The sequence below is a fragment of the Nocardia sp. bgisy134 genome, assembly GCF_965341865.1.
Classification (GTDB): Bacteria; Actinomycetota; Actinomycetes; order Mycobacteriales; family Mycobacteriaceae; genus Nocardia.
In genome coordinates, this window is record NZ_CBDQZP010000002.1 from 207,552 (window position 1) to 232,188 (window position 24,637).

Consider the following 24,637-nt stretch of genomic DNA (forward strand, 5'->3'; position numbering starts at 1 on the left):
TGACGTGGCTGGCGGTAGCCTCTGCGGGAATGTAACGCCGCGGCGCGGCGTCCGCGATTGGGTTCATAACCGAGTCGATCAGACCGGTCGGCCTGTTGCGGCTGCCCGCCTACACTGATGTGATTGCTCGGACCGCGCCGACCCATGGCAGTTCAGTGGGGCGGGGGACTGATCTGCGTTCGGTCGTGCGGTGATAGCTCGACGAGAGGTGAATACGCTCGAATGGAAACTACCCGCCGTTCTACACGTGGTAGTCGTCGCCGCAGGCCAGGTAGTCCACTCTTCGGGCAGCTCCTCACTGCCGCGGTGGAGTCCGCGGCCGATGAGGTGGCGGTGCGCTTCGACCCCGCCAACGACCCCGAGACCGCCATCGAGCTGACCTACCGTCAGCTGGACGAGGACTCCTCGCGGCTGGCAAGGGAACTGATCGATCGGGGCATCGGCCCCGGCGACGTGGTGGCCATCGGCATCGCGCGGTCCGTCGCGTCGGTGCTCTCGGTGTGGGCGATCGCCAAGACCGGCGCGGCCTACGTGCCGGTGGATCCGGCCTATCCGCCGGACCGGATCGCGCACATCGTCTCCGACTCCGGAGCCGTGCTCGGCCTGACCACCGCGGCGCACCGGCGGGCCCTTGGCACCGGCGTCTACTGGATCGAGCTGGACGACCCTGTGGTGGCCGAGCGCATCCTGAACCGCGAAGAGTGGCCGATCACCTACGCCGACCGCGTGCGCGCCCTGAACGAGCACCACCCGGCTTACGTCATCTACACCTCCGGATCGACCGGCAAGCCGAAGGGCGTCGTCGTCACCCACACCGGCCTCGCCGGTCTGGTGGCCGCCGAACGCGACCACTACGGGGTCGACGGCGACTCACGGGTGCTGCACGTCTGCTCGCCGAACTTCGACGTGTCGGTGCTGGAACTGCTGCTGACCTTCTCCGCGGGCGCGACCCTGGTGATCGCGCCGCCGAAGGTGTTCGGCGGGTACGAGCTCGCGGATCTGCTGCGCCGCGAAGCCGTCACGCACATGCTGATCACGCCGGGCGCGCTGGAATCGGTCGACGCCACCGGACTCGACGACCTACGCGCCGTGGTGGTCGCGGGCGAGAAGTTCGGCCCGGAACTGGTCGCGCGCTGGGCCGACGGGACCCGCGAGTTCTACAACGGCTACGGCCCGACCGAGGCCACCATCCTCGCCACCAGCACCGCGCCGATGCACCCCGACGAGCCGATCACCATCGGCTCGGCCATCCCTGGCGTAGGCGCGTTCGTGCTGGACACCAGGCTGCGTCCGGTGCCGGCGGGCGTCGTCGGCGAGCTGTACCTGTCCGGCCCCGCGCTGGCCCAGGGCTACCTGAACCGACCCGGTCTCACCGCGGAACGCTTCGTCGCGAGTCCGTTCGGCGCGGAGACCGGACAGCTGGGCTCCCGGCTGTACCGCACCGGTGACCTGGTGCGCCGCAGCGAGATCGACGGCACCATCGAGTACCTCGGCCGCTCGGACTTCCAGGTGAAGATCCGCGGCCTGCGCATCGAGCTCGGCGAGATCGACAACGCGCTGACCTCGCACCCGGACGTCGACTTCGCCGCGACGCTCGGCCGGTCGCTACCCTCGGGCGCGACCGCGCTGGTGTCGTACGTGCTGCCGCGGCCCGGCGCGACCGTGGACACCGACGCGCTCTCGGCGTTCGTCGGCCAGTCGCTGCCCGCCTACATGGTGCCCGCGGTGATCATGGTGCTCGACGAGATCCCGCTGACGCCAGTGGGCAAGCTGGATCGCAATGCCCTGCCGGAGCCGGTCTTCGCGGTCAAGGAGTACCGCGCGCCCGAGACCAGGACCGAGGAGATCGTCGCCGAGGTGTTCGCGGCCCTGCTGCTGCCGGACGACCCGGAGGCCCGCGTCGGCGCGGACGACGACTTCTTCGACCTGGGCGGCAACTCGCTGCTCGCCGCGCAGGCCATCGCGCGGATCGGCACGGCGCTCGGTGCGCGGGTGCCGATGCAGCTGCTCTTCGACGGCTCCACGGTGGCCGGGCTGGCCGCGCAGCTGGAGCAGCACGCGGGGTCGGCGCTCGGCCGCGCCCTGGAGCCGCAGCCGCGTCCGGAGCGGATTCCGCTGTCGTTCGCGCAGCAGCGCATGTGGTTCCTGAACCGCTTCGATCCGGCCAGCGGGGTCAACAACATTCCCGTCGCCGTGCGGCTTTCCGGCGCGCTCGACGTGACCGCGCTCGGCGCGGCCGTGCGGGATCTGGTGCAGCGGCACGAGGTGCTGCGCACCGTCTACCCCGAATTCGACGGCGCCGGATACCAGCTCGTGCTGACCGCCGACGACCCGCGCGCGCTGCCCGAACTGGTCGCCGAACCCGCCACCGAGGCGGAGCTGTTCGGCCTGGTCGCGGCCGCGGTGACCGAGGGCTTCGACGTGACCGCGGCCGCGCCGATCCGCTTGCGCCTGCTCGCGGTGAGCGAGACCGAGCACGTGCTGGTGTGCGTGGTGCACCACATCGCGGGCGACGGCTTCTCGATGGGCCCGCTGACCCGCGACCTGATGACCGCCTACGCGGACCGCGCCGCAGGCCGCGCGCCGCAGCTGGCTCCGCTCGCCGTGCAGTACGCCGATTTCACGCTGTGGCAGCGTGAGGTGCTCGGCGACGAGGACGACCCGGAATCGGTGCTCGCGCAGCAGGTCGCCTTCTGGCGCGCGGAATTGGCCGGGCTGCCCGAACAATTGGAGCTGCCCGCCGACCGCCCGCGCCCCTCGGTCGCCTCGTACCGCGGCGACGTGCTGCGCTTCGAGATCGACGCCGAGGTGCACGCCGCGCTCGGCGGGGTGGCCAAGCGCCAGCATTCGACGCTGTTCATGGTGGTGCACACCGCGTTGGCGGTGCTGCTGGCCCGGCTGTCGGGCACCAGGGACATCGCCATCGGCACGCCGGTCGCCGGCCGCGGTGACGCCGCGCTCGACGATCTGATCGGCATGTTCGTCAACACGCTCGTGCTGCGCAACGACGTCGACCCGGCCGCCACCGTCGATCAGCTGCTCGACGCGGTCCGCCACGGCGACCTGGCCGCCTTCGGCCACGCCGACCTGCCGTTCGAGCGACTGGTCGAGCTGCTCGATCCGGTGCGTTCGGCGGCGCGTCATCCTCTGTTCCAGGTGATGCTGACCTTCCAGAACTTGGCGCGCACGGAGCTGGAGCTGCCGGGCTTGGCGGTGTCCGGCGTGGACATGACGGTGCCGCTGGCCAAGTTCGACCTGCAACTGGCGTTGGCGGAGCAGCTGGATCCCAGCGGCGCGCCCGCGGGTATCTCGGCCGAGATCACCTACGCCACCGACCTTTTCGACGCGGCGACGATCCGCGGATTCGCCGACCGCTTCGGGCTGATCCTGGCCGCGATCGCGGGCGAGCCCACCGCCGTGATCGGCGACATCGATCTGCTCACCGCCGACGAGCGCGCCGCGGTGCTCACCGGCTGGAACGACACCGCGCACCCGGTGCCCGCCGCCACGCTGGTCTCGCTGTTCGAGCGCCAGCGCGCCGCGACGTCGTACGCGACGGCGCTGGTGTACGAGGACGAACGGCTGACCTACGCGGAGTTCGGCGCGCGGGTGCACAGCCTGGCCCGGCGGCTGCTCGCCGACGGGGTCGGCCCCGGTTCGCTGGTGGCGCTGGCGATCCGGCGTTCGACCGAGTTGGTCGTCGCGATGTACGCGGTGCTGGAGGCGGGCGCGGGCTACGTTCCTCTCGACCCGGACCAGCCCGCCGAGCGGGTGGACTACGTCCTGGAAACGGCCAGGCCCGCGCTCGTGCTCACCACCGAGCGCGACGATTTCGCCACGGCCGCCGCGCCCGTGCTCGCGGTGGACACGCTCGACCTGAGCGGGTTCGAGTCGGCGCCGATCTCGGATTTCGAACGGGCGCGGCCGATTCGGCCGGGCGACACGGCCTACGTGATCTTCACGTCGGGCTCCACCGGCCGCCCCAAGGGCGTTGCCGTCACGCACGGCGCGATCGTGAACCGCCTGCTGTGGATGCAGCACGAGTACCCGCTCGGCGCGGACGACGTGGTGTTGCAGAAGACGCCCGCGACGTTCGACGTGTCGGTGTGGGAGTTCTTCTGGCCGTTGCAGGTCGGCGCGCGGTTGGTCGTGGCGAAGCCGGACGGTCATCGCGACCCGGTGTACCTGGCCACGGTGATGGCCGAACAGAACGTCACCACGGCGCATTTCGTACCGTCGATGCTGTCGGTGTTCGTCTCGACGCTCGGCGACGGCGCCGCGGCGCCCGCGTTGCGTCAGGTGTTCGCCTCGGGCGAGGCGTTGCCCGCGCCGACGGCGCACCGGTTGCGCGAGCTGACCGGTGCGCGTCTGCACAACCTCTACGGTCCGACCGAGGCCGCGGTCGACGTCACCTACCACGAGGTCGTCGACACCGACGAGGTGTCTGTGCCGATCGGGCGCCCAGTGTGGAACACCCAGCTCTACGTGCTGGATTCGCGGCTGCATCCGGTCGCACCCGGTATCGCGGGTGAGCTATATCTCGCGGGCGATCAGCTGGCGCTGGGCTACCTGAGCCGCAGTGACCTGACCTCCGACCGTTTCGTGGCGAATCCCTACGGCTCGGCCGGTTCTCGGATGTACCGCACCGGTGACCTGGTCAAATGGCTGCCTGCATCGCGAAGCGATTCGATGGGGGGCGGTGGCCGGGCGACGGGTGGGCCCTCCGCCGGTGAGCTGGAGTACTTGGGCCGCACCGACTTCCAGGTGAAGTTGCGTGGTCTGCGCATCGAGCTGGGCGAGATCGAGGCGGCGCTGTTGGCGCAGCCCGGTGTCGCGCAGTCGGTGGTGGTGTTGCGCTCGGACGCGCACGCCGGTGATCAGCTGGTGGGTTACGTCGTCCCCGAACCGGATTCGTCGCTCGAGACCGAGGCCGTGCGCAAGGAACTCGCGGCGGTGCTGCCCGGCTACATGGTGCCCGCGGCCCTGGTGGTGCTGGACGCCTTCCCGCTGAACCCCAGCGGCAAGCTGGACCGCAAGGCGCTGCCCGCGCCCGTGTTCGGCGGCGGCGCGGAGTTCCGCGCGCCGAGCACGCCCATCGAGCAGACGGTCGCCGAGGTGTTCGCGGCGCTGCTCGGCGCGAGCGAGGTCGGTCTGGACGACGACTTCTTCGCCCTCGGCGGCAACTCGCTGCTCGCCACCAGGGTGGTGGCCAGGCTGAACGCGGCGCTTGACTCGAACATCGAGGTCCGCGAGATCTTCGAGGCCCCGACCGTCGCCGCGCTCGCCGCGCGCGTCGTGCCTGGCGAGTCCGGTGACGCGAGGCCGCCGCTGGTGCCCGCCGTCCGCCCGGAGCTGGTGCCGCTCTCGCTGGCTCAGCAGCGCATCTGGGTGCTCAATCAGATCGATCCGGATTCGGCCGCCTACAACATCCCGTTCGCCATTCAGCTGGCGGGCAGGCTCGACGTGGCCGCGCTCCAGCAGGCCGTGCTCGACGTGCTGGAGCGGCACGAGGCGCTGCGCACCCGCTACCCGGCGGTGGCCGTCGGCGAGCTGCCGTACCAGGAGATCCTGACCGTCGCGGACGCGCTGCCCGGCGGGCTCGCCGTGGAGCAGCCTGCCGACATCATGGGCCGGGTCGTGGAACTGATGTCGGGTGGCTTCGACGTCACCGAACAGCCTCCGGTACGGATCGCGCTGCTCAACGGCGGCGTCCCGGACAAGCACCTGCTCGTCCTCGTGGCCCACCACATCGCCGCCGACGGCGCCTCGCTGGCGCCGCTGGCCCGCGACCTCATGACCGCCTACATCGCTCGCACCGAGGGCGAGGCGCCGGGCTGGGCGCCGCTGACCGTGCAGTACGCCGACTACGCGCTGTGGCAGCGCGAGGTCGTCGGCGTGGTGGACGACGCGGATTCGGTCGCCGCGCGCCAGCTGGCGTACTGGACCGAACAGCTTGCGGGCCTCACCGGCGCCGCGGCGCTGCCGCAGGACCGGCCGCACCCGCCCGTGCCGTCGATGCGCGGCGCTTCGGTCGGCTTCCGGCTGCCCGCCGAGGTACACGGCGAGCTCGCTCGCCTTGCGCGGGAACAGAACTCGTCGCTGTTCATGGTGCTGCACGCGGTGCTCGCCGTGCTGCTCGCGCGCCTCGTCGGCGACTCCGACGTCGCCATCGGCACCCCCATCGCGGGCCGCGGCGAGCGCGCGCTCGACGACCTGGTCGGCATGTTCGTCAACACACTGACGCTGCGAACGACCGTCGATCCCGACGCCACCTTCGCCGAGCTGGTCCACGCGGCGCGGGAGACGGACCTGACGGCGTTCGCCAACGCGGACATCCCGTTCGAGCGCGTCGTCGAGACCGTCGCGCCCGGCCGCGCCAGCGCGAACAATCCACTGTTCCAAGCGGTTCTGGCCTTCCAGAACCTGGAGCGCCCGACGCTGGAGCTGCCCGGTCTGACCGTCGGCGTGCTGGACTCGGAGTCCATCGCGGCGAAGTTCGACCTGCTGTTGAACGTCGAACCGCGCCACCGCGAGGACGGTTCGCCAGCCGAGCTCGCGGCCGTCTTCACCTACGCCACCGACATCTTCGACGAGGCGACCGTGCGCTCGTTCGCGCGCCGCCTCGCGATGGTGGCCAGCGCGGTCGCGGACGACCCGCAGCAGCGCGTCGGCGCGATCGACCTGCTCGAGCCCGCCGAGCGGGACCGGCTGCGCCCCAACCGCATTCCGGTCTCGCGTGACATCACGCTGCCGCAGCTGCTGCGCAACGCCGTGCAGACCAACCCGAACGGCGTCGCGGTCGTGGTGGCCGACGCCGCCGAGCGGTACGGCCAGCTCGGTTACGCCGAACTGGATCTGCGCTCGACGCTGCTGGCGCGGCTGCTCATCGACCGCGGCATCGGCCCGGACGACGTGGTGGCCGTCGGCATTCCGCGTTCCGTGGAATCGGTGCTCGCGGTCTGGGCGGTGGCCAAGACCGGCGCCGCGTTCGTGCCGGTGGACACCAACTACCCGGCCGAACGCATCGGCCACATGGTCAAGGACTCGGGCGCGGTGCTCGGCCTGACGGTCTCCGACGCCCAGCGCGCGCTGCCCGATCTCGTCGAATGGCTGCTGCTCGACGACATCGAGTTCGTCAGCGGGCTCGCGGTGTACTCGGCCAAGCCGATCACCGACGCGGACCGGGTGCGGCCGCTGCGGCCCGCGCACCCTGCCTACGTCATCTACACCTCCGGCTCGACCGGCACCCCGAAGGGCGTCGTCGTCACCCACGCCGGTCTCTCGGGCTTCTGCGATGAACAGCGGGAACGTTATCGGGTGACCCCCGGTTCGCGGACGCTGCACTTCGCGTCCCCGTCCTTCGACGCCTCGGTGCTCGAACTGCTGCTCGCGGTGGGCGGCGCCGCGACGATGGTCGTCGCCGCGCCGGACGTCTACGGCGGCGCGGGTCTGGCGGAGCTGTTGCGGCGCGAGCGGGTGACGCACGCCTTCGTGACGCCCGCGGCCCTCGCGTCCATGGACGCGACTGGTCTGGACGAACTGCGCGTGCTCATCACCGGTGGCGAGGCATGCCCGCCGGAGTTGGTGCGGCGCTGGGTGATTCCGGTCGGCCACGGCATGCGGCAGTTCTTCAACGCCTACGGTCCGACCGAGGCCACGGTCATGACCAACGTGACGAAGTCGATGACGCCGGACCTGCCGGTGACCATCGGCGCGCCGATCCGCGGCGTCGCCGCGTATGTGCTCGACGAGCGGATGCGTCCCGTGCCGACCGGGGTGGCCGGTGAGCTGTACGTCTCCGGCGCGCAGCTGGCACGCGGTTACGGCGCGCAGTCCGGCCTGACGGCGGGCCGCTTCGTCGCCGACCCGTTCACCGCCGACGGCGCGCGGATGTACCGCACCGGCGACCTGGTGCGTTGGACTCCGAAGGGTGACCTGGAGTACCTGGGCCGCAACGACTTCCAGGTCAAGGTGCGTGGCTTCCGTATCGAGCTCGGCGAGATCGACGCCGTGCTCGCGGCGCACGAGAGCGTGGACTTCGCGGTGACCGTCGGTCACGAACTCGACAGCGGCACCACGATTCTCGCCTCCTACGTGCACGCCGCTCCCGGCGCGCGGGTGGACGTCGCGTCGCTGACCGCGTTCGCCGAGGAGACGCTGCCGCGCCACATGGTGCCGACGGCGATCACCGTGCTCGACGAGATCCCGCTGACCCCGGCGGGCAAGCTGGACCGGCGCGCGCTGCCCGCACCGCAGTTGCAGGTCAGGGAATTCCGCGCGCCCAGCGGCCCGCTCGAGCAGCTCATCGCCGAATTGTTCGGTGAGGCACTCGGTTCCGAGGAGCCGATCGGCGCGGACGACGACTTCTTCGCCCTCGGCGGCAATTCGCTGATCGCCACCCAGGTGATGGCTCGCCTCGGCAGCGCGCTCGGCGGTCGTCTCGAGGTGCGCGAGCTGTTCAACGCCTCCACCGTGGCGGGCCTCGCCGCGCGGTTGGCGCAGAACACGGCGGCCCCGGCGCGGCCCGCGCTGGTCGCCGGTCCGCGACCGGGGATCATTCCGCTCTCGCCCGCGCAACGGCGCTACTGGTTCCTCAACCAGTTCGACACCGCCGCGTCCGCTGTCGACAACATCCCGCTCGCGGTGCGGCTCATCGGCGCGCTCGACGTCGACGCGCTGGGCCAGGCGATCGGCGACGTGGTCGCCAGGCACGAGGTGCTGCGCACCACCTACCCGGGATCGGACGAGGCGCCCCGCCAGCTGATCCATCCCGCGTCCGAGCTACCCGCCGAACTGGTCCCGGTCGACATCGCCGCGGGCGAGTTGCAGTCCGCGGTGGTCGATTTCGCGCTGACCACCTTCGACGTGACGGCCGAGGTCCCGTTCGCCGTGACGTTGTTCCGGCTGGCGCCCACCGAGCACGTGCTCGCGATCGTGGTGCACCACGTCGCGGCCGACGGCGCCTCGATGAACCCGCTGGCCCGCGACGTCATGACGGCGTACGCGGCCCGAGCCGCGGGCGCTGTCCCGGTGTTCGCGCCGCTGCCTGTGCAGTACGCCGATTACGCGCTGTGGCACGACGCGGTGCTCGGTTCCGAGGACGATCCGGAATCCATTGCCGCCCAGCAGATCTCCTACTGGCGCGCGGCGCTGGCCGGGCTGCCCGACCAGCTGGAGCTGCCCGCCGACCGTCCGCGTCCCCCGGTGCAGTCCTTCCGCGGCGCCGCGTTGCGCACCGTGATCTCGGCGGACCGGCACGCCGCGCTGCAGGAGCTGGCGCGGGCCAATCACGCCTCGCTGTTCATGGTGGTGCACGCGGCGCTCGCGGTGCTGCTCGCGCGGCTGTCCGGCACCGATGACATCGCCGTCGGCACCCCGCTCGCGGGTCGCGGCGAGCGCGAACTCGACGACCTGATCGGCATGTTCGTCAACACTGTGGTGTTCCGCACCAGGGTGCGCCCCGGCGAGCGCTTCGCCGACCTGCTCACCGAGGTGCGCGAACGCGACCTGGAGGCGTTCGCCAACGCGGACGTTCCGTTCGAGCGCCTCGTCGAGGTGCTCAACCCGGTGCGGTCGACGGCGCGCAACCCGCTGTTCCAGATCGGCCTGTCGTTCCAGAACCTCGCCGAAACCACCTTCGAGCTGCCCGGATTGACGGTCGGCGCGGTGGATTTCGACGCCAGTCTCGCCAAGACCGATCTGCAGCTGACGGTGACCGACCGCTACGCCCCCGACGGCGCCCCCGCCGAGCTGGTGGCCGACTTCAGCTACGCCACCGACCTGTTCGACGAGGACACGGTGCGTGGCTTCGCGGACCGCTTCGAGCGCGTGCTCGACGCCGTGATCGCCGACGCCGCCGTGTCGGTGGGCGAGATCGATCTGCTCTCCGACGAGGAGAACGAGCGAATCCTGCGGTCCTGGAACGACACCGCGCGCCCGGTGGACACCAGGGCGACCCTGGTGTCGCTGCTCGACGCCAGCGTGGCCGGTTGGCCGCAGGCGCCCGCGCTCGTCGCCGACACCGCCGCAGGACTGCTCGAGCTGACCTACGCCGAGCTGGATGCTCGGGTGAACCGGTTGGCGCGGTACCTGATCGGGCGTGGTGTGCGTCCGGAGGATCGGGTGGCGTTGGCGATTCGTCGTTCGGCGGATCTGGTGATCGCGATGTACGCGGTGGCCAAGGCCGGTGCGGCGTATGTGCCGATCGACCCGGATCAGCCCGCCGAGCGGGTGGACTACATCCTGAACACCGCGGCGCCGCGCTGCATGCTGACCACCGCGGCCGACGGCTTCGTCAGCGCCGCGGCGGAGACGGTGTCGCTCGGAGCGCTCGACTTGACCGCCTACTCGCCCGCGCCGATCGCGGCAAGTGAGCGCAATGGTGTTCTGACTGCGGCGAATACGGCGTATGTGATCTTCACGTCGGGTTCGACGGGTCAGCCCAAGGGTGTGGCGGTGCCGCACGGTGCGATCGTGAACCAGTTGTTGTGGAAGTCGGACGAGTTCGGTCTCGACAGTGAGAACGTGGTGCTGTTGAAGACGGCGGCGACGTTCGACCTGTCGGTGTGGGAGTTCTGGTCGGCGGCGGTCAGCGGTGGCCGGCTGGTGGTGGCGACCGCCGATGGTCATCGGGATCCGGCGTACCTGAACGGGTTGATGCGTTCGACGGGTGTGACGACGTTGCACGTGGTTCCGTCGATGCTGGACGCGCTGCTCACCGAATCCGAAGGGCGGCTTCCCGAATCGCTGCGCCGGGTGCTCGCGATCGGCGAGGCGCTGCCCGCCGCGCTGGCCCAGCGGGTCCGCGCGGGCGGCACCGAGCTGTTCAACCTGTACGGTCCGACCGAGGCGGCGGTGTCGATCACCAACCATCCGGTCACCGATGCCGACTCGGGTTCCGTCCCGATCGGCGTGCCGCAGTGGAACAGCCGTGTCTACGTGCTGGACGCCATGCTGCGTCCCGTCCCGGTCGGCGTGCCCGGCGAGTTGTACCTGGCCGGTGCGCAGTTGGCGCGCGGCTACTTCGCGCGGCCTGGTCTCACCGCCGACCGCTTCGTCGCCGACCCGATCGCCGCGGCGGCCTCCGGCGAGCCGGGTGCGCGCATGTACCGCACGGGCGACCTGGTGGTCTGGAACGCCGAGGGCGAACTGGAATACCGGGGCCGCACCGACTTCCAGGTGAAGGTGCGCGGCTTCCGCATCGAGCTCGGCGAGATCGACGCCGCGCTCACCGCGCAGCCCGGCGTCGACTTCGCGATCACGGTCGGCCGCGAATCAGGCGGGCGGGCAATGACTCTCGTCTCCTACGTTGTGCCGGTGAAGGGCGCGCGGGTCGACGCCGACGCGCTTGTCGCGCAACTCGGGCAGCAGCTGCCGGAGTACATGGTGCCCGCTGCCGTCGTCGTGCTCGACGAGCTGCCGCTCACCTCGGTCGGCAAGGTGGACCGGTCGGCGCTGCCCGAGCCGGTGCTGCCGACCCGCGAATACCGCGCGCCGCGCACGGCGCAGGAAGAGGTCGTCGCCTCGGTCATCGGCGAGGTGCTCGGCATCGAGCGCGTCGGCGCGGACGACGACTTCTTCGCCCTCGGCGGCGACAGCATCGTGTCCATCCAGGTGGTGGCCAGGGCACGCGCCAAGGGCGTGCTGTTCACCCCGCGCCACGTCTTCGAGGCGCGCACGGTGGCGGCGCTCGCCGCGATCGCCACCTCGGCGGCGACGGCCGCGGAGGAGCAGACCGGCGAGCTGCCGCTCACGCCGGAGGCCGCTCGACTGCTCGCGGCCAGGCCCGACGGCGTCGAGGTGCGCGCGATCGTGCTCGACGTGCCCGCCGACCGCCCGGTGCCGATGGTGCGCGCCGCGATCGACGCGGTGCTGCAACAGAACCCGATGCTGTGGGTGCGGCTGCGCCCGGCGGCCGACGGAGTCCCCGCGGCCTTCGACCTGCCCGCCGCGCCGATGCCGACCGACCAGCCGTTCTATCTGCTGGAGGACGCCGCCGTCCCGCTCGACGACGTGGTGCAGGCCGCCGCCGCGGCGCTGGACCCGACGCAGGGCCGCAACATCCGGTTCGTCCGCATGGGTCCCGACACGGCCGCGCAGCTGGTCGTCGTCGCCAACGGCCTCGTGGTGGACGACCTCTCGTGGCGCACGGTCATCGATCAGCTCACCGCGGGCTGGTCGCGACACCGCCACGCCGCGCCCGACGCGACCGAATCAGGTCTCGGCACGGTGCTGCGCGCACTGGCCGCAAGGGCCGAGGCGCCGGCGACCGTGGCCGAGCTGGCCTGGTGGCAGCGGGCATTGGCCGACGTGATCACGGAACCCCCTGCGGGAGCGGATCTTTCGATCCGTTCGCGGGTGTCGCTCACCATCACCTCCGAAGGCGCTGCCGCGGTGACGACGATGGCGCAGGCCTACCACGCCACCGTCGAGGAGGTGCTGCTCACCGCGCTGGCCATCGCCCTGCACACGGCCGAGAAGGAGAACTTCGCGCGTGCGGCGGGCTCGGTGGTCCGGCTCACCGCGGACGCGCGCGACCGAGCGCATTCGGATCTGGTCGGCGGTTTCACCACCGACTACCCGCTGCCGCTTCGGCTCTCGGGCGTCGATATCGCCGACGCGCTGGTCGGTGGCCCCGCCGCGGGCGCCGCGCTCGGCCGGGTCAAGGAGCTGCGCCGCGCGGTGCCTTCCGGCGGCGTCGGCTACGGCCTGCTGCGCTACCTGAACGGCGCGGCGGAACTGCCGGGAGCGGGCCTGATCCGGCTGCGCTACCGCGACCTGCGCCCGGCGAAGATGCACACCGACGCCGCCGCCGAGGACCTGCTGCTCGACATCGTGGTGGAGACCACCCGTGAGGGGCTGCGGGCCAGGTTCGACTTCGCCGCCGCCGCGTGCGGCGCCGACGACGTGAAAACCTTTGCCGAGCATTGGGTCCGGGCCCTCGGCGGTCTCGCCGAACACGCCCTCCGTCCCGGCGCGGGCGGATACACGCCGTCGGACTTCCCGCTGGTGCGGCTCACCCAGTCCGATCTGGACCGATTCGGCGGTGCGTACCCGGAACTGGGCGACGTCTGGCCGATGACGCCGCTGCAGTCGGGCATGCTCTTCCACGCGCAGCTCGCCGACGCTTCGATCGACGCGTACATGCTGCAGTTCGTGCTGGATCTGGACGGCACGGTGGACGCGGCGCGGTTGCACGCCGCGGCCCAGGCGCTGCTGAATCGGCACGCGAACCTGCGGGTCGCCTTCGCCGACACCGGCGACGGCCGCGCGGTGCAGGTGGTGCCGGATTCGGTCGTGGTGCCGTGGCGCCAGATCGCGCTCGACCACCTCGATCCGGCCGTCGCCGCGAGCGAGGCCGAGCGAATCAAGGCCGCCGACATGGCGCAGCATTTCGACATGCGGACCGCGCCGCTGCTGCGCTTCACGCTGCTGCGCACGGCCATCGATCGGTTCCACCTGATCGTGACCAGCCACCACATCCTGCTGGACGGCTGGTCGGTGCCGCTGCTGATGCGCGAGCTGCTGACCGTCTACGCGCTCGGCGTTCGCTCCCGCCATCTGCCGAAGATCCGGCCCTACCGCGACTACCTGGAGTGGCTGGTCGCGCAGGATCCGGATGCGGCGCGGCAGGCGTGGCGCGCGGCGCTGGCCGGCATCACCGAGCCGACGCCGCTGGCCGGTGCGGCCAACCGCGAGATCTCCGCGGGCATCGGCGAGGTCGACTTCGTCTTCTCGCCCGATCAGACCGCGGCGCTGACCGGTGCCGCGGCCCGCGCGGGCGTCACGGTGAACACGGTGGTGCAGGCCGCGTGGGCGCTGCTCATCGGACGCGTCACCGACCGCGACGACGTGGTCTTCGGCGCGACCGTGTCCGGCAGGCCCGCCGAGTTGGACGGCGTGGAGACCATGGTCGGTCTCTTCCTCAACGCCATTCCGGTGCGGGTGCGCCTCGGCGCTTCGCAGACGGTGGCCGAGCTGCTGCGCACGTTGCAGGGCGAGCAGGCCGCGCTGCTGGACTACCACTACTTGGGCCTGAGCGAAATCCAGGACGCCATCGGGGTGGACGGGCTGTTCGACTCGCTGGTGGTGTTCGAGTCCTACCCGGTGGACCGGGAGGGACTGCGGCGCGCCAGCGCGATCGACGGCATGAGCGTCAGCGGTGTGCACGTCGCCGACGGCACGCACTACCCGGTGTCGGTCATCGTGGCGCTCGGCGAGCAGTTGCACGTCGAGATCAAGTACCTGCGCGATCTGTTCGACGAGGCCGCGGCGCGGACGCTCGCCGACCGGCTGGCCATGCTGATCGGCGCGTTCGTCGCCGAGCCGCGCGCCAGGATCGGTGAGATCGACGCGCTGCTGGCCAAGGAGCGCAGCGCGCTCGCCGCGCACAACGCCACCGAAGTGCCCGAGCTGCTGGACGATTCGACGCTGCTCTCGCTGTTCGACGCCCAGGTCGCGCGCACACCGCACGCGACGGCGCTGATCTCCGGCAACGCCCGGCTGAGCTACGCCGAGCTCGACGCCAGGTCGCGGCGGCTCGCGCGGGAGCTGGCCGCGCGCGGCGTCGGCCCGGAATCGCTGGTGGCCGTGGCGATGCGGCGCAGCGTGGACCTGGTCGTCGCGATCTACGCCGTGCTGCGCGCGGGCGGCGCGTACGTGCCGGTCGATCCGGACCATCCGGTCGAGCGCAGCGAGTACGTGCTCGCAGGAGCCGCACCGGTGTGCGTATTGACCACGGCGCGGACCGGATTCGGCACGGCCACCGGCGTTCCGGTGGTCGCGGTCGACACGCTGGAGTTCTCCACGCCCGCAGGCGCGATCGCCGAGGCGGACGTGCGGGCCGACAACGTCGCCTATGTCATCTACACCTCCGGTTCGACCGGCCGTCCGAAGGGCGTGGCGATCACGCACCGGCAGATGGCCAACCAGTTCCGCTGGGCCCAGCGGACCTATCCGCACGACGGCTCCGACGTGGTGCTGCACAAGACGCCGATCACCTTCGACATCTCGACATGGGAGTTGTTCTGGCCCTTGCAGACCGGCGCCACCGTGCTGATCGCCGAGCCGGACGGTCATCGCGACCCGGCCTACCTGGCGCGCGCCATGGTCGAATACAGCGTCAGCACGGTGCATTTCGTGCCGTCCATGCTCGACGCCTTCCTCGACGGCCCGGACGAGCACACCGAGTACCCGGCGCTGCGGCGCGTGTTCGCGGCCGGTGAGGCGCTCTCGGCGGAAACGGCCGAGGCCTTCGCCGCCGCGCTGCCCTCGGCCGAGCTGGTGAACTGGTACGGCCCCGCCGAGGCGACGGTCGTCACCGCGCACCCCGGCCGGGTCGACCACGGTTCCGCGGTGCCGATCGGCACGCCGGTGGCCAACACCGAGGTGCTGGTGCTCGACCGCCAGCTGCGCCCGGTGCCGTTCGGCGCGGCGGGCGAACTGTACGTCGCGGGCGTGCAATTGGCCCGCGGCTATCACGGCGCCCCCGCGCTCACCGCGGAACGTTTCGTCGCGCACGAGGACGGCGGGCGGCTGTACCGCACCGGTGACGTGGTGCGCTGGCGGGCCGAGGGCGACGGCGCGGCGCTGGAATACCTGGGCCGCACCGACTTCCAGGTCAAGCTGCGCGGCCAGCGCGTCGAGCTCGGCGAGATCGAGGCCGTGCTCGCCGATCACGACGAGGTGCGCCACGTCGCGGTGTCGCTGGTGCGGCAGGCCGCGGGCGACCGGCTGGTGGCCTACGTGGTTCCGGTGCCCGGCTCCGCGGTGGACGTCGACGACCTGCTCGCGCACGCGCGCGCCGCGCTGCCCGCGTACATGGTCCCGTCGGCGATCGTGCCGCTCACGGCGATGCCGCTCAACGCGAGCGGCAAGCTGGACCGCAGGGCGCTGCCCGAGCCCGAGCTCGCGTCGCGCGACTACCGCGCCCCGGTGACGCCGATGGAGCAGGCCGTCGCCGCGGTCTTCGCGGAGGTGCTCGGCGTGGACACCGTCGGCGCCGACGACGATTTCTTCGATCTCGGCGGCAACTCGCTCGTCGCGACCCGCGTGGTCGGCAGGCTGCGCGCGCTCACCGACGCCGAGGTGCGGGTGCAGTGGTTCTTCACCGACTCCACCGTCGCCGCGCTGGCCGCCAAGATCAGCACCGCGCAGGAGAACGGCGTCGACTACGCGGCCGATTCGGCCGCCGCACTCGGCCCGCTGCTGCCGATCCGCGGCACGGGCGCGGCCGAGCCGCTGTTCTGCTTCTATCCGATGGCCGGATTGTCGTGGAGCTACGCGGGTCTGGTGCCGCACGTCGACCGGTCGCGTCCGATCATCGGACTCCAGTCGCCCGCGCTCTCCGAGGAGGACTACCTGCCCGAGTCGCTGGACGCGATGGCAGCGCGCTGCCTGGCCGAGATCCGCTCGGTCCAGCCGCAGGGTCCGTACCACCTGCTCGGCTGGTCGCTCGGCGGCATCCTGGCGCACGCGGTCGCGGTCCGGCTGCAGGCGGCGGGGGAGCGGGTCGCGTTGCTCGCCATGCTGGACAGCCACCACGACATCGGCGTCGCGGATTTCCGCACGGCGCTGCGCGGTGCGCTCGCCGAGATCGGCATCGGCGCCGACGATCTGCTCGGCGACGGCGATGTGCACGATCTCAGCGACGCTTCGCTCGCCGCGCTGCACGCGACCATCCCGCCGGAGCTGGCCGTGCTGACGCCGGAACGGCTGCGCCGCATCTATCGCAGCGCGGTGCGCTCATCGGAACTGATCGCCAGGCACCGGCCCGGCGTGTTCCGGGGCAGGCTGGAGTACTTCAGCGCGCGGATCCTCGGCGAGAACCTGGTGCACGGCATCGACCCGGAGACCTCGGCGAACAAGTGGCAACCGTTCGTCGACGGCGTCGTCGCCGATCACCCGATTCAGGCCACGCACGATCAGATGACCTCGCCGGAGGCGCTCGCGGAGATCGGACCGAGACTTTCGTCACGGCTCCCCGGGCCCGGTGAGGATCACAATTCGGCTGGTCGGGCATGATGAGGAAACGGCAAGGTAACAAAGACCCCTGGTCCGACGACTACACAAGCCGTAGGGTCGGGCGTGGCGCAAGCCGCGCGGACGTCCGGCGGCCAGGGGAAGCCCATCCGTGATCCCGATACGAAGTGAAGGTGCGAAATTGATACGTCGACACACCCGGCGCCGTGGCACGCGTGGCGCGGCGATGATCGCGACCGCTGCGGTGTTCGCGGGACTCGTGTCCGGACTCGGCGCATCCTCGGCTACGGCTGACCCGATCATCGAATCGAACGCGCTGCTGGCGAACCCGACCTCCTCCGACGGGTCGAAGATCGTCAAGGCGGAGGTCAAGGACTCCCGCACCATCCGGCTGCACGTGTACTCGGCCGCCATGGACGAGAACGTCCTCATCGACGTGCAGCGTCCGGCCGACGCGTCGGTGCCGCGGCCGACCCTGTACCTGCTCAACGGCGCGGGCGGCGGCGAGGACGACGCCTCGTGGGTGGCCCGCTCGGAAGCGCTGGAGTTCTTGAAAGACAAGAACGTCAACGTGATCCAGCCGATCGGCGGCAAGTGGAGCTACTACACCGACTGGATCGAGGACGACCCGACGCTGGGCCGCAACAAGTGGACGACGTTCTTCACCGAGGAGCTGCCGCCGCTGGTCGACGGCGCGCTCGGCACCAACGGCGTGAACGCCGTCGCGGGCCTGTCCACCTCGGGCACCACCGTGCTCGCGCTGCCGATCGCCAAGCCCGGCCTGTACAAGGCGGCGGCGGCCTACAGCGGCTGCGCGCAGACCAGTGACCCGGTGGGCTCGGAGTTCGTGAAGCTCACGGTCGAGACCTGGGGCGGCGGCGACACCGCGAACATGTGGGGCCCGCCGGGCTCGGAGGCGTGGGTCAAGAACGACCCGTACGTGAACGCCGAGGGTCTGCGCGGTCTCGAGCTCTACATCTCCACCGGCACCGGTCTTCCCGGTCAGTACGACACGCTGAACGGCGAGTACGCGCTGCCCGGCGCCTACGGTCTGGCCAACCAGATCCTGATCGGCGGCGTCATCGAGGCGGGCACCAACTACTGCACGCACAACCTGCAGAACCGCCTGAACGAGCTCGGCATCCCGGCGACCTTCAACTTCCGCCCGGACGGCACCCACTCGTGGGGCTACTGGAACGACGAGTTCCCGCGCTCGTGGCCGGTCCTGGCCAAGGGCCTCGGTCTCTGAGCCTGCCCGATTCTCCCTCGACCGCCCCGGTCACACGCTCGGTGTGACCGGGGCGGTCGATTTTTTGCAGGGCGAGCAAACGGGAAAGTTCGGTAACCCGTAAAATTCTGTTCCGTGAGCACCACCCTGGCGGATCCGCCCCGATCGACCGGTCGGGCGCGTTCGCTGGTCGCGCTGCTCGGCCCCGCCTTCGTCGCCGCCATCGCCTACGTCGACCCGGGCAATGTGGCGTCCAACGTCAGCGCGGGCGCGCAGTTCGGGTACCTGCTGGTGTGGGTGATCGTCATGGCGAACGTCATGGCCGGGCTGGTGCAGTTCCTCTCCGCCAAGCTCGGTTTGGTCACCGGGATGTCGCTGCCCGAGGCGGTGCGTGCGCGCGCGAGCCGTCCGGTGCGCCTCGCCTACTGGGGACAGGCCGAGACCGTCGCCATGGCGACCGATCTGGCCGAGGTGGTCGGCGGCGCGATCGCGCTGAACCTGTTGTTCGGGCTGCCGCTCGTGGTCGGCGGAGTGATCACCGGCGTGGTGTCCATGTGCCTGCTCGTGGTGCAGGACCGGCGCGGTCAGCGGCCCTTCGAACGGGTGATCATCGGCATGCTCGTGATCGTCGCGGTCGGCTTCCTCGCCTCCGTCGTGATCGCGCCGCCATCGGTGCCCGGAGCGATCGGCGGGCTGACCCCGCGCTTCGACGGCGCCGAGAGCGTGCTGCTCGCCGCCGCCATGATCGGCGCGACCGTGATGCCGCACGCGGTCTACCTGCACTCCGGCCTGGCCAGGGACCGCCACGGACACCCAGCGCCCGGACCACTCCGGGTTCGCCTGCTGCGGGCCACGCGGCTCGACGTCGTCCTGGCGATGCTGCTCGCGGGCACGGTGAACCTGGCCATGTTGCTGATGGCCGCGAATACGCTGCGCGGCAAGGAAGTCGACTCCATCGAGAGCGCGCACGCCGCGGTCGGCGACGCGCTCGGCCCGGCCGCGGCGCTGCTGCTCGCGGTCGGCCTGCTCGCCTCCGGGCTGGCCTCCACTTCGGTCGGCGCGTACGCGGGCGCGATGATCATGCAGGGTCTGCTGCGCCGCACGATTCCGCTGCTGCTGCGCCGGTCGATCACCCTCGTCCCGGCGATCGTCATCCTGGCCGCGGGCTTCGACCCGACCCGCGCGCTGATCGTCTCGCAGGTGGTGCTGTCCTTCGGCATTCCGTTCGCGCTGATCCCGTTGGTGCGTTTCACCAGTGACCGCGGGCTGATGGGCGCCGACGTCAACCATCGGGTGACGACCGGGCTGGCCTGGCTGGTCGCGCTGATCATCAGCTCGCTCAATGTCGCGCTGATCTACCTGACCGTGACGGGCGGGTAGCTCGGCGGTCTACCGCTCGAGGCGCGCCGACCGTCGGCGTGGTGATCGGCGCGACCGATGCGCAGGGGGCAGCGGTCGACCACGCCGACGATCGGGCGCGTGCCGATCACACCCAGTTCTCGATCCAGTACTTCCAGATCAGCGGGGCGTACGCGGCCAGCGGCGGCACCTTGATATCGGTGCCAGCGAGCGCGGCGCCGGCGCGGGCGGCGTCGAACCGGCAGGTGAACTCGCTGTGCTCGAGCACGTCCATCGGGACGCCGACGCGCGGCAACATCCACTTGGCGCCCGGCACCCGCAGCACCATGTTCATGGCGCGCTTGGGCATCACCTCCACCAGGTGCGGCGAGCCCGCCTCGTCGGCAAACAGATTCAGCGCCTCGACCGCGCTCATCCGGCGCGGATCGACCAGGTGGTAGGTGCTCGACGCCGGGCCGGGGCGGTGGGCGATGTGGTCGAGCGCCCGCGCCACGAAATCCACCGGGACCATGTTGGTTTCACCGAGCTTGGGCACCAGCACCGGAAGGATGCGCGGCAGCTGGGCCGCCATCCGCAGCAGCCGGAAGAAGTAGTAGGGACCGTCGATGCGGTCGATCTCGCCGGTCCGGGAATGGCCGATGACGATGGACGGGCGATAGATCCGCCAGTCGAGTCCCGAGTCCCTGACGATGCGTTCGGCCTCGAACTTGGCCTGCTGCAAGGGAGTTGTCAGCGTCTGTCCGTGGTCGAACATGTCCTCGGTGAACACGCCCTCGTAGGAGCCCGCCACCTCGACGGTCGACATGTGGTGCAGCAGACCGGCTTCCAGCGCCTCCGCGGCGTCCACGACGTTGCGGGTGCCCGCGCCGTGTTCGGTCAGGTCGTAGCTCGCGGCTAGGTGAAAGACATGGTCGATGGCGCCGCGCTGCTGTGCCAGCCAGTTGCTGTCGATGCCGAGGCCCGGCGCGCCGAGGTCGCCGCGGACCGGACGCACCCGGTCGCCCGCGTCCCATTCCCTGGCGCAGCAGGCGAACCGGTCGGCCGATTGCTGACCGGGCCGGACCAGCACGTGGATGTCCGCATCGCGCTCGAGCAGCTGTGGGATCAGGAAACGACCGATGAACCCAGTTGCTCCGGTAACCAGGTAAGCCATAGCCGATCAACATAGTCGCCCCGGCCGCGCGGTTTGTGCCCGGGATCACACTGCGGCGGGCCGGGTGGTGTTCGCGGGTCCGAGCTACCGGTTGGCGACCCGCGAACGACCGGTCCGGCGCACTTCGTTGTGCCCGGATTCCTCCGGCGTCGCGGGATCGCCGCGCCGCCGAGGAGACTCAGTCCGCGAAGACCGGCTTGCGCTTGGTCAGCATCGCGGTGGCGCCTTCGCGGAAATCGGGGGAGCCGAGCAGCTCGGTCTGGCCGGACTTCTCGGCCGCCAGCGCCCCGTCGAGGGCGATCAGGGTGGCCTGGTTGAGCGCCTTCTTGGTGAGCTCCAGCGCGCGGCGCGGGCCCGCGGCGATCTTGGCGACCGCGGCCTCCACCGCTGCGTCGAGCTCGTCGTCGGGCAGCACGGCCGTGAACAGTCCGGCGCTCTTCGCGGCAGGGGCGGGCAGCCGCTCGCCGAGCAGCGCCATCTCCGCGGCCAGCGGGCGTCCGGCCGCGGCGGCGACCAGCGCGGCCGCACCGCCGTCGGGCATCAGGCCGATGTTGATGAACGCCAGCAGCAGGTAGGAGTCCTCGCTCGCGTACACCAGGTCGGCGGCCAGCGCGATGCCGACGCCGACGCCCGCGGCCGCGCCCTTGATCCGGGCCACGACCGGAACCGGCGCGTCCACGATGGCTTTCACCAGCCGGTTGGCCGCGTCCATCACCAGGTCGGCGGTGATGCCGCGCTGCGCCTCGCCGGGGGACGCGGCCAGATCCGCGCCGGTGCAGAAGTCGCCGCCCTCGCCGGTCAGTACGATCGCGCGCACCGATCGGTTCTCGGCGGCCGTCAGGAACGTGTCGCCCAGCGCGACCATCGTGTCGTAATCGATGGCGTTCTTGCGCTTGGGTTTGGTGAGGGTGATACGCAGTACCTTGCCGTCCTGTACCGCGGCGAAGCCAGCGGTGGCCGCCGCGGTTGGTGCGGAATCGGCATTGCTCATTTTTCGCTCCTGGTCTGCGATTCGGCGGACGCCGGACCATGAATGGTGGTTAACTTTGCGAATTGTGGTTAACTTAGGTGGACTTGTCCGGCGCTGTCAACCAGGCGGCGCCGTCCCAGAACGGAGAGGTGCATGGTCGCGGAACACGGCGAGGTAGACCTCGCGCCCGCGCGGCCCGAACCGAGCGGGGGCAGGACGGGCCAGGAGAACGCCGGGGTACGCCGTCGCCCCAAAGACCGCAAGGCCCAGATCATCCGGGCCGCCGCGCGCGCCTTCAGCGAGCGCGGGTACTACCCTGTCGGCGTCGACGAAATCGCCGCCGATGTGGGCATTTCCGGGCCCGCGCTGTACCGGCATTTCGCGAACAAGTACGCGCTGCTGGTCGCCGCCGCCGAGGAGGGCGCGCGCCACCTGCTCACTGTCGCGCGCAACGCCGACGATCCCGGGCTCGACCCCGAACCGCGGCTCGAGCGCCTGATCAAGGCGCTCGCCGAGCACACCATCGACATCCGGCGCGAGGCGGGGCTCTACCGGTGGGAGCGCCGCTACCTGGAACGCGAAGATCGGATCCGGATCCGCAAGATCTACGACGATCTGAACGCCACCCTCGCCGCGCCCATCGCCGAGCTGCGCCCGGACGCGTCCGAGGCCGACCTGCGGGTGTTCGCCGCCTCGGTGCTCAGCGTGGTGGCCAGCATCTCCGCGCACCGCACGGCGCTCTCCGGCGCCCGGCTGCTTCCGCTGTTGCGCGAGATGTGCTGGTCGGTCCTGCGAGCCGAACTGCCGCCCGCTCCCGCGCAGCCCGAGCAGGGGCCGGCGGCGCGCGGCCTTCCGGTCACCTCCAAGCGCGAGCAGCTGCTCGCCGAGGCCATCCGCATCTTCGGGCGGCAGGGCTATCACGAGGCCAGCATCGAGGAGATCGGCGCCGCGGTCGGGATCAACGCCTCCAGCGTCTACCGGTACTTCAGCAGCAAGTCCGATCTGCTCGCCGCCGCCTTCCATCGCACCGGCGACCGGGTCTCGGTCGCCATGACCGACGCGCTCGCCGAGGCGACGAACCGGCCGGACGCGGTGCGCCTGATCGCCGCGCGCTACGCCAGGCTGACCTTCGCCACCCCGGAGATCATGCCGGTCTACTACGCCGAGTTCAGCAACTTGCCGCAGGCCGAACAGCACAAGCTGCGCGCCATCCAGCGCCAGAACGTCCTGGAATGGGCCAACCTGCTCGACGGCGACCCCGTCGAGGCCCGCTTCCGCGTGCACGCCGCGATCGGACAGGTCATCGACGTCGGCAGGCTCACCCGCTTCGACTCCCGTCCGGCTCAGCTCGCCCGCGTGACGGCGCTGATGGAAGCGGTCATGCTCGGCTCAGCCCGGGCGACCGTGGCGTAGTCGGAACATCGCCTTGGCCATGCGGAGATGGCGGGGATGCCGGTCGAAGGTGGCCAGGTTCATCGGCGCGCGGTAGCGCTTGCGTGCGACGGCGAGCGTTCTGCTGAACTCGCGCAGTCCGTGCTCGCCGTGGCTGTGGCCCTGGCCGTATTCGCCGACGCCGCCGACGGGCAGCGCGGGGATGCCGAGATGGGCGGTGGTCGAATTGATCGTCACCACTCCCGCCCGCAGCGTCTCGGCGAAGGACTCCACGCTGTGTACGTCCCTGGTGAACACCGAGACAGCGACGCCGTTTCCGGTGGCATTGATGCGCTTCGCGGCCTCCTCGATATTCGCCACCCGGTTGACGATCAGCACCGGCCCGATCGCCTCGCCGCTGATCGCGATGCTCTCCTCCGGCACCTCGGCGAGCACGATCGGCTCGACGTAGGGCTCGCGGATCGAATCCAGTCCGCCGACCACCGCGCGCCCGCCCCTGGCGAGCGCGTCGCGCACTTGCTTGCGCACCACGTCGACCTGGGGCTCCAAGATCATCGGCCCGTAGGAGGCGCGCTTGTCCGCGCCGGGGCGCAGCCTGCGGGCATCCGCGGCCACCAAGTCGAGGAAGTTGTCGTACACCGAATCCGCGACGTAGGCGCGCTGCACGCCGGAGGGGTTCTGGCCCGCGTTGGCCATCGCCCCGAACACCGCGGCCTCGGCCGCGTCCTCGAGTTTCGCGTCGACGTGCACCACCATCGCGCCCTTGCCGCCGCGCTCGACCACCACCGGCGTCATGGTCTGGGCGCACAGCGAGATCACCTCCCGCGCGCCCGCTTCCGAGCCCGAGTAGGCGATCTTGTCCAGCTTGGCCCGGCACAGCGCGGCCGCCGTGGCGCCGTCCCCGGTCACCACCTGAAGCACCGGCTGGCTCGGGGCCAGCTCGGCCCAGCTCTCGGCCAGCCACACCCCGACGCCGGTGGTCAGCTCGTGCGGCTTGAACACCACCGCATTGCCCGCCGCCATGGCGTAGGCGATCGAACTCATCGGCGTGAAGACCGGGTTGTTCCACGGCCCGAGCACCCCGACGACGCCGAGCGGCAGATAACCCACCGAGGCCCGCTGGTTGCGGCTCAGCCAGCTCGAGCCGAGCCTGCGCCGCCGCAGCGCGCGAGAGGCGTTGCGCGCGGCCCAATCCAGATTCTCGACCGCGAGCATCACCTCGCCCGCTGCGTCCGCCGCGGGTTTTCCGGTCTCCTCCGAGACCAGCTCGACCAATTCGCTTGCCCGCCTTGCGATGCTGCGCTTCCAGTCCAGCAGCCAGCGTCTGCGGCCACCGAAACCCAAATTGGCCCACCATCTTTCGGCGGTGCGCGCGGCGCGGACAGTGCGATTCAGCTCGCCCGCCCCCATCACGGCGTAATTTCCGACCACCTCTCCGGTACGCGGATCCTGGGATATCAGCACGTTCGATCGGCCCGATCCTCCCGGATGCGCCGCCAAGCGTGGCTGCGCGGACTCGGCCATGGTTACCTCTTCGCAGTCTCGACCCGCCGTG

7 protein-coding genes are annotated in these 24,637 nt (G+C 71.0%); 4 read left to right on the forward strand and 3 right to left on the reverse strand.

The window, feature by feature from the left end:
• Positions 1–222: 222 nt before the first annotated feature.
• The 3 genes from ACRWNM_RS04960 (at position 223) to ACRWNM_RS04970 (ending at position 19,588) form a co-directional block, all read left to right on the forward strand.
• Positions 223–17,022: an amino acid adenylation domain-containing protein gene (locus ACRWNM_RS04960; protein ID WP_431963942.1), complete on the forward strand. Its 16,800-nt coding sequence runs from the start codon at positions 223–225 to the stop codon at positions 17,020–17,022.
• A gap of 184 nt (positions 17,023–17,206) precedes the next feature.
• A complete protein-coding gene (locus tag ACRWNM_RS04965) occupies positions 17,207–18,229 on the forward strand; it encodes an alpha/beta hydrolase (protein WP_431963944.1) in 1,023 nt (340 codons plus the stop codon).
• Positions 18,230–18,343: 114 nt separating this feature from the next.
• Positions 18,344–19,588: an Nramp family divalent metal transporter gene (locus ACRWNM_RS04970; protein ID WP_431963946.1), complete on the forward strand. Its 1,245-nt coding sequence runs from the start codon at positions 18,344–18,346 to the stop codon at positions 19,586–19,588.
• A gap of 106 nt (positions 19,589–19,694) precedes the next feature.
• Here ACRWNM_RS04970 and ACRWNM_RS04975 read toward each other — a convergent pair whose 3' ends face one another.
• Together ACRWNM_RS04975 and ACRWNM_RS04980 are read right to left on the reverse strand one after the other, a co-directional pair.
• The gene (locus tag ACRWNM_RS04975) at positions 19,695–20,720 is read right to left on the reverse strand and encodes an SDR family oxidoreductase (protein ID WP_431963948.1); all 1,026 of its coding nucleotides are present in this window, start codon (positions 20,718–20,720) and stop codon (positions 19,695–19,697) included.
• 178 nt (positions 20,721–20,898) lie between these two features.
• The gene (locus ACRWNM_RS04980) at positions 20,899–21,711 is read right to left on the reverse strand and encodes an enoyl-CoA hydratase (RefSeq protein WP_431963950.1); all 813 of its coding nucleotides are present in this window, start codon (positions 21,709–21,711) and stop codon (positions 20,899–20,901) included.
• Between the two features lie 132 nt (positions 21,712–21,843).
• On the opposite strand from ACRWNM_RS04980, the gene ACRWNM_RS04985 reads away from it, so the two are divergent.
• A complete protein-coding gene (locus ACRWNM_RS04985) occupies positions 21,844–23,103 on the forward strand; it encodes a TetR/AcrR family transcriptional regulator (protein ID WP_431963952.1) in 1,260 nt (419 codons plus the stop codon).
• Here the strand turns inward: ACRWNM_RS04985 and ACRWNM_RS04990 are convergent.
• Positions 23,080–24,606: an aldehyde dehydrogenase family protein gene (locus ACRWNM_RS04990; RefSeq protein WP_431963954.1), complete on the reverse strand. Its 1,527-nt coding sequence runs from the start codon at positions 24,604–24,606 to the stop codon at positions 23,080–23,082. The genes ACRWNM_RS04985 and ACRWNM_RS04990 overlap by 24 nt on opposite strands.
• Positions 24,607–24,637: the final 31 nt, after the last annotated feature.

What these genes read in the sequence shown, in the direction of transcription:
- ACRWNM_RS04960 (WP_431963942.1), top strand. Translation starts at nt 223, where the DNA reads ATGGAAACTACCCGCCGTTCTACACGTGGTAGTCGTCGCCGCAGGCCA.
- ACRWNM_RS04965 (WP_431963944.1), top strand. Translation starts at nt 17,207, where the DNA reads ATGATCGCGACCGCTGCGGTGTTCGCGGGACTCGTGTCCGGACTCGGC.
- ACRWNM_RS04975 (WP_431963948.1), bottom strand. Translation starts at nt 20,720, where the DNA reads ATGGCTTACCTGGTTACCGGAGCAACTGGGTTCATCGGTCGTTTCCTG.
- ACRWNM_RS04980 (WP_431963950.1), bottom strand. Translation starts at nt 21,711, where the DNA reads ATGAGCAATGCCGATTCCGCACCAACCGCGGCGGCCACCGCTGGCTTC.
- ACRWNM_RS04985 (WP_431963952.1), top strand. Translation starts at nt 21,844, where the DNA reads ATGGTCGCGGAACACGGCGAGGTAGACCTCGCGCCCGCGCGGCCCGAA.
- ACRWNM_RS04990 (WP_431963954.1), bottom strand. Translation starts at nt 24,606, where the DNA reads ATGGCCGAGTCCGCGCAGCCACGCTTGGCGGCGCATCCGGGAGGATCG.